Annotated in this window: 6 protein-coding genes and 1 riboswitch; all 6 genes read right to left on the bottom strand. The window is 48.5% G+C overall.

Annotation, left to right across the window (positions count from 1 at the left end; all coding sequences use genetic code 11):
* Nucleotides 1-568 (bottom strand): CbiQ family ECF transporter T component (locus C7R94_RS27215; protein WP_106785727.1); only part of this gene is annotated, 568 nt, incomplete at its 3' end.
* A complete protein-coding gene (locus C7R94_RS27210; RefSeq protein WP_007718520.1) occupies nt 565-849 on the bottom strand; it encodes an energy-coupling factor ABC transporter substrate-binding protein in 285 nt (94 codons plus the stop codon). The genes C7R94_RS27215 and C7R94_RS27210, both read right to left, overlap by 4 nt.
* Complete coding sequence (locus tag C7R94_RS27205; protein WP_106785726.1) at nt 846-1,610, bottom strand: energy-coupling factor ABC transporter permease; 765 nt, start codon at nt 1,608-1,610, stop codon at nt 846-848. The genes C7R94_RS27210 and C7R94_RS27205 overlap by 4 nt, the downstream gene beginning before the upstream one ends.
* Before the next feature lie 143 nt (nt 1,611-1,753).
* A riboswitch (cobalamin riboswitch) is annotated at nt 1,754-1,947 on the bottom strand.
* Nucleotides 1,948-2,081: 134 nt separating this feature from the next.
* A complete protein-coding gene (locus C7R94_RS27200) occupies nt 2,082-3,173 on the bottom strand; it encodes a quinone-dependent dihydroorotate dehydrogenase (RefSeq protein WP_106785725.1) in 1,092 nt (363 codons plus the stop codon).
* A gap of 386 nt (nt 3,174-3,559) precedes the next feature.
* Nucleotides 3,560-4,684 carry an alanine dehydrogenase gene (gene ald / locus C7R94_RS27195; protein ID WP_047073211.1) on the bottom strand — a complete coding sequence of 375 codons (1,125 nt, stop codon included), beginning with the start codon at nt 4,682-4,684 and terminating at the stop codon, nt 3,560-3,562.
* A 131-nt stretch (nt 4,685-4,815) separates the two neighbouring features.
* Nucleotides 4,816-6,054: a PucR family transcriptional regulator gene (locus tag C7R94_RS27190; protein WP_106785724.1), complete on the bottom strand. Its 1,239-nt coding sequence runs from the start codon at nt 6,052-6,054 to the stop codon at nt 4,816-4,818.
* Nucleotides 6,055-6,078: the final 24 nt, after the last annotated feature.

The following is a 6,078-nucleotide window of genomic DNA, read 5'->3' as shown; positions in this document are numbered from 1 at the left end:
AGCCGCGATGACCTCCGCGCGAACGTTGGGCAATCCAGAGCTGGTGAGAAATGGTTATCAACACAAAAATAAACCGATACATGATCATTAATAAGTCAGTCACAAGGGCGGGCATACGAAGTCGGCGAAGCACCTGCAAGATTTCGGCAAACGGCACAGTAAACAAAATGAAAGCAAAGCAAGACAAGCTCGCCATGGTACGCCAAAATAAAATCCAAACTTTACTGAATGAGGACATCGGCACATAGAGCACATACGACCCCAGCTCCCATGCTGCCGCGACCTGGACCTGTACTTCTCCTGCTCTCGCCCCTTCTACCAATAGGGCAGGTAGCCCCGCCGCAAAAAATGAGAGTGACACAATCATAAAGGCAAAATAGATACGGACAGGAATCTGAGCATACACCACTACCCATACCGTCATCCAGACAACAACAGCCATCTGCATCCATACATGTCCCACCAGCACGAGCAGTAACAATGCACTCGCCTGTAATAGCTTATGAGCTGGCGGCAGACATTTCAGCCTGTTTTGATAAGAGAGAGAATCAAGCTGCAACCCGTTCATTTTTTCCGCTTATCCAACCGACCTTTGTACAAGCCAACGGCGTAACCAACCACTCCCGCTCCCAACGCCGCCTGCACCGCAAACAATAGACTTTCCGTTTCTCCCCCTGGCGGTTCTATCAGCGGTTGAAACCACGGTTCATAGTTCGGAGCGATTTCCTTGATCGCTTCCTCCGCCACGCCGTCTGCGCCGCCAAATTCCGAATCCTGTACCAGCAGCAGCGGGACAATAGCCAGCACGATTACCCCCAAGAGTAAAAGCCAGTTCCATCCTTTTTTCACAGCGATTCCTCCCGTTTTAGCAAACGAAGCTGTGTAAGCTCTTTTGCGTTGTAAGATAACAACCAGTTCCAAACAAGAACGGTCAACAGACCTTCACTAATGGCGAGCGGTACTTGCGTGAAGGCAAAAATTCCTGCAAATTTGGCAAACGAGGCCAACACTCCGCCAGATTCAGCTGGAAATGCGAGTGCCAGTTGAATCGAAGTCACCACATAAGTAGCAAGATCAGCCAAAGCAGCAGCCGCAAAAACCGCCAGACGTTGACTTCCGCCCACTTTCATGATCATCTGATAGATTCCATATGCCACCAGTGGTCCTACTACTGCCATGGATACAGCATTTGCCCCTAACGTAGTCAAACCTCCATGTGCTAAAAGCAAGGCTTGAAACAAGAGCACCATGCTCCCTAACACAGACATCGCAAAAGGCCCAAACATAATGGCGCCAAGGCCCGTTCCAGTCGGGTGAGAGCTGCTGCCTGTAACCGAAGGGATTTTCAGCGCAGATAAAACAAATGCAAATGCTCCTGCAACGCCAATAAGGAGCTTCATTTCAGGATGTTCTTTTACAATTTTGTTAATCGAACGAATCCCAAGAATAAAAAATGGCAAGAAGACAGCCCACCAAAATAAGGCCCAGGATAATGGCAAATACCCTTCCATGATGTGCATCGCGTGTCCTGTCTCTGGTTCATTGAGCAGGAAATAAAGGACAAAGCCCGCGATCATCAAACAAGTAGATGCGAGACGAGATCGATTCATGTTTATTCCTCCTTCACTGACTTTCGTTCTATTCTCCAAACAAAAAAATCCCATCCATCAGTGGACGAGATGTGCACACAAAACAACAGACTGACTAGACAGCCTCATTGCCTCGTATTCACCGCTCCTTTCCGCGAAGGTTCTGTGGGTGTGGCTACTAGGTAGGTCTCCTGGCTTCCAGATCCATGCGCTCCTTGTCCTTCCCCATACGAAAATGAGTGGTTTCCTTCTCAAAGAGAGCTCCCTGGTTACAGTGGCGGGACCGCTCGGGACTTTCACCCGATTCCCTGTTACCCTTTATGCGTCACATAAAGGCACCTAACGCCGACAATATACAATTGACAGACAATTCATGTTTGTTCCACATCATTATACCGGATCACCACATAAATCGAAAGGATATAAGCGAAAACGCATAAGCCAATGACCCTCTACAAACGGCGTCATCGACCTATGCGTTACTTGTCCTATCTATTCTTTTGCGTCTACGCCAATTACTTCACTAATATGTTTAAAACCATCGCGTTGCATGAGCTTGAGCAGCTTTTTGTTGATTTGCTTGGCGATACCTGGGCCCTGATAAATCATCCCCGTATACACCTGAACGAGACTGGCTCCTGCTCGGATTTTCGCGTAGGCGTCTTCCCCGTTATAAATACCGCCGACACCAATGATCGGTACCTTGTCTCCTACTTCCTGATAAATCTCCTTCACCCAAGCGGTGGAACGCTCCGTAAGAGGTCTTCCGCTCAAGCCGCCCGCTTCCTCGGCAAATCGATGACCGGAGACGGCCTCGCGTGACAGTGTCGTATTGGTAGCAATAATTCCGGAAATGCCTTCTTCTACAGCAGCGTGAACAACATCGCGCATGTGCTCATCTGACATGTCTGGCGCTACTTTCAGCAAAATCGGCTTTTTCTTGATGGAACGCGCTTCCATTTCCGTTGCCTTTTCTCTTACTGCACGCACCAAATGACGCAAGCTCTCTGTTTCCTGCAAGTCACGCAGATTCGGGGTATTCGGAGAGCTGATGTTAATGACAAAATAGTGACCGTATGCATAGAGCATGTCCATACATTTGCTATAGTCGATGGCCGCCTCTTCATTCGGCGTTACTTTGTTTTTCCCAATGTTAATCCCAATCGGAACATCTGAGTATGCGTAATCGACCAAATGCTGGGAAGCCAAATACGCACCGTGATTGTTAAAGCCCATCCGGTTAATGACAGCTTGATGTTCCGGCAATCGGAACAAACGCGGCTTCGGATTGCCTGGCTGCCCCTGCGGCGTCAACGTCCCTATTTCCACAAACCCAAAGCCAAGAGCACCCAACGCATGATAGACTTCTGCATTTTTATCAAAACCGGCTGCAAGTCCGACTGGATTCGGAAACGTTATTCCCCACAGCTTATTCTCCAACCGCTGGTCTTTTACCTGATAGATCATCTTCAGGATGCTTTTGCCTGGAGCAGAATCCTCCACCAGCCTTAAGGCACCAATTGTCTTTTCATGAATCTCTTCCGCATCCTGCTGGAACAGATATTTTCTTATGAGCTGATACATCGGCTGCACTCCTTACTCCGTTTCTACCTTTTTACCTCATAGTAGAATACCATACTTTTTCGAGAGGGTGTAACCTTTATACGTGATACATATTTCCAACCAAGCACGCAAATCCTAACAGCACCACCTTCCGCTTACCACCGAGGACCTCGTTATCAGGTCAATGTTCGACTAAAGAGGTTCGTTCGTGAAATGGTGAGTACGGTTACGCCAGCTTTCGTACAAAAAAGCTCCGAAGAACAGGTAGCCCGGCGAAATTACGAAATACGCAAGCACAGTAAGCTTACACCTAATACCCTGACCCGCTTCAGCCGAATGAATCAATAAAAAAACTGCTTGCCGTAAGCTCGGACAAGCAGTTTCTTCTTTTCTATTCACCGTTGAAGCTAGTTTTTCACCAGCAAAACTTCTTCAATAGAAGCATAAGGCAGGTTATGCGCATCTGCAACAGCTTTGTAAGCTACTTTTCCGTCGATGACGTTTACGCCTTTTGCCAATGCTTTGTTATCTCGAATCGCTTGTGCGTAGCCTTTGTTCGCCAATTGTACCGCGTAAGGAACAGTTACGTTGGTCAGGGCCAATGTAGATGTACGAGCGACTGCACCAGGCATATTGGCTACCGCGTAGTGAATCACACCGTGCTTCTCATAGGTTGGCTTGTCATGAGTAGTGATGCGGTCAACCGTTTCAATCGATCCACCTTGGTCAATCGCAACGTCTACGATCACAGAACCAGGTGACATCTCTTTAACCATGTCTTCTGTTACCAGACGCGGAGCACGAGCACCTGGAATGAGTACAGCGCCAACCAGCAAATCTGCTTTTTTCACAGCGTTTGCGATGTTGAAGGAATTGGACATCAGCGTCTGAACGCGGCCTTGGAACAGGTCATCCAACTGGCGCAGACGGTCTGCGTTTACATCGATGATCGTCACGTTTGCACCCAGTCCAAGCGCCATTTTCGCTGCGTTTGTTCCTACGATTCCACCGCCGATTACGACTACCTCGCCTTTTGGCACGCCTGGTACGCCACCGAGCAGAACGCCTTTTCCACCGTATTGCTTTTCCAGGAATTGCGCGCCGATTTGAACGGACATGCGGCCTGCTACTTCAGACATCGGCATCAACAGAGGCAGAGCGCCATTGTCGAGCTGGATGGTTTCGTAAGCGATTGCAATCACTTTTTTATCGATCAATTCACGAGTCAATTCAGGCTCTGGTGCAAGATGCAAGTACGTGAACAGAATCAGACCCTCGCGGAAATATCCGTATTCAGCAGGGAGTGGTTCTTTTACTTTCATTACCATGTCAGATGCCCATGCCTCTGCTGCTGTTTCTACGATCTCTGCGCCTACTGCCTTGTAATCTTCATTCGTAAAACCACTGCCTTGCCCTGCGCTTGTTTCTACACGAACCGAATGTCCGTTTTGTACCAGAGCAGCTACACCTGCCGGAGTAATGGCTACGCGGTTTTCATTATTTTTAATTTCTTTTGGAATTCCAACGATCATGATAAGTATGTCCTCCTTGGAAACGCCAATTTCTTTGCGGTTACTATTATTGTACAGCGTATCTTCGGGCATACTCCTTGGAGATTCCTTTAATTTTAGCATCTTTTCATTTGTGAAAATTCACAAACAAACTACTGTTCCCCATCTAATTTGGCTATTTTCAACTCTAAATATAAGGCAGCCCGCTGGTTCATATTGTCAAGGTCAACACGCATGATCTCCTCAATTCGTCTCAGTCGGTAGCTCAACGTATTGATGTGGATATGCAAGCGCTCTGCTGTCTTGTTGACCTTGCCAGCGGCATCCAAAAAAGTTTCCAATGTTGTCAAGAGCGTGGTCTGGTTTTCGCGATCGTACTGTCTGAGCTTTTCCAGCCGTTCATTCTGATAGCCCTGCTCCTCTTCCCACTGCTTCAGTTGTAGTAGATATCGATATATCCCAAGCTCGTGATACCCGTGAACCCCTTCATTTTCCTGCGGAAACAGCTTTTTGATCTTGAGCGCATGCAGCGCTTCCCTGTAGCTTTTCACAATATCCGTATAAGACTTGTAATCTCTCCCGTACCCGGCAATCACCTGGCGTCCTTCCGTGACATGTGCTTCGAGCTTGCCGAGCGAGTCGGACAGGAACTGTTCCACCTTGCGAATGAGCACGTCACTCTTGCCTTTTTTCGCATCGGACAGACCGATCAATAAGATGATTTGCGAGCCGTCGACAACCCAGAGCAGCTTGTCACGCATTAATAACGGATACAAGTACTGGTCCAGACGGGCTCCTGCCGCTTCAATAATACAGATTAAATAAGAGGTCGGAAGCTGCATCTGCAAGATGTCCGCTTTTTGGCGAATGGCAGCCTCACTGCTGTGATTCCCCAGCAACAGCTCCCACAGAAATTCCTTGCGTCGCTGCTCCTCCGCCTTGCGTTTTCCCTGCCGCTGGATGAGACGCGAGACAGCTACCCGTGCAGCCTGACGAAGAATTTCATCATCTTCCCGGGTAATCGGCCGATTTACCTCTTGTGCCCAAATGTAACCGAGCACGTCGCTCCCTCTGCGAATGGCAATCGCCACGCGCTTCCCCAAGCCGATTTCGTCCTTGGCCGGGATGTGTACAGGATCGTCTTGCGTTAACAGCTCCTGGAATACGCCGTCCTTCCAGAGGCGCGTCAGCACCTTTTCCGGTACCCGTCGCCCCATGATGGTTGACCAGCGCGCCTCATCTGTGCTTTCTCCGTGTGAGCTGTAAGCAATCAGTTTATGATCGGCATCTTCAACCGTTATCGGATTTTGCAAAAGTTCTCCAATGACATCAGCTAATTCTTCGATATCAGCATGCTGATACTGTTGAAAATAGTTAGGCTCTACGGGCACACTTTCACCTCTTTACCGCTCTTT

The organism is Brevibacillus sp. NRRL NRS-603 (genome assembly GCF_003013445.1).
GTDB classification, from domain to species: domain Bacteria; phylum Bacillota; class Bacilli; order Brevibacillales; family Brevibacillaceae; genus Brevibacillus; species Brevibacillus formosus.
Note: the sequence above shows the minus strand (reverse complement) of the source record. Positions and strands in the feature narration are given on the sequence as shown.